We start from the raw sequence: 1,066 nt of genomic DNA on the forward strand, positions 1-1,066 counted from the left end.
GAAGCCAAGAAGTACGACGAAATCGACGCGGCCCCCGAAGAAAAGGCACGCGGCATCACCATCAACACCGCGCACGTCGAGTACGAAACCGCTACCCGCCACTATGCGCACGTCGACTGCCCCGGGCACGCCGACTACGTCAAGAACATGATTACCGGTGCTGCCCAGATGGACGGCGCCATTCTGGTGTGCTCGGCCGCTGACGGCCCGATGCCCCAGACCCGCGAGCACATCCTGCTGGCCCGTCAGGTCGGCGTGCCCTACATCATCGTGTTCCTGAACAAGTGCGACATGGTCGATGACGCCGAGCTGCTGGAACTGGTGGAAATGGAAGTGCGCGAGCTGCTCTCCAAGTACGACTTCCCCGGCGACGACACCCCCATCATCAAGGGCTCTGCCAAGCTCGCCCTCGAAGGCGACAAGGGCGAACTCGGCGAAGTGGCCATCCTGAACCTGGCCGATGCCCTCGACTCCTACATCCCCACCCCGGAACGTGCCGTCGACGGCGCCTTCCTGATGCCTGTGGAAGACGTGTTCTCCATCTCTGGCCGCGGCACCGTGGTGACCGGCCGTGTGGAACGTGGCGTGGTCAAGGTCGGCGAAGAAATCGAAATCGTCGGTCTCAAGCCCACCCAGAAGACCACCGTCACCGGTGTGGAAATGTTCCGCAAGCTGCTCGACCAGGGTCAGGCTGGCGACAACGTCGGCGTTCTGCTGCGCGGCACCAAGCGCGAAGAAGTCGAGCGTGGTCAGGTGCTGGCCAAGCCCGGCACCATCACGCCCCACACCCACTTCACCGCTGAAGTGTATGTGCTCTCCAAGGACGAAGGTGGCCGTCACACCCCGTTCTTCAACAACTACCGTCCGCAGTTCTACTTCCGTACGACCGACGTGACCGGCGCCATCGAACTGCCCGAAGGCAAGGAAATGGTCATGCCTGGCGACAACGTGACGATCACCGTCAAGCTGATCGCCCCGATCGCCATGGAAGAAGGTCTGCGCTTCGCCATCCGCGAAGGCGGCCGTACCGTCGGCGCTGGCGTTGTGGCCAAGATCCTGGAGTAAT

1 protein-coding gene is annotated in these 1,066 nt (G+C 62.7%); it reads left to right on the forward strand.

All coding sequences use genetic code 11. The features are described 5' to 3' along the window. Nucleotides 1–1,065: elongation factor Tu (gene tuf / locus ACP2WS_RS11240; protein ID WP_426460846.1), on the forward strand; the 1,065-nt coding region annotated here is incomplete at its 5' end. Nucleotide 1,066: the final 1 nt, after the last annotated feature.

This window comes from Brachymonas moutaii (nom. illeg.) (genome assembly GCF_049977365.1).
Lineage (GTDB): Bacteria > Pseudomonadota > Gammaproteobacteria > Burkholderiales > Burkholderiaceae_C > Brachymonas.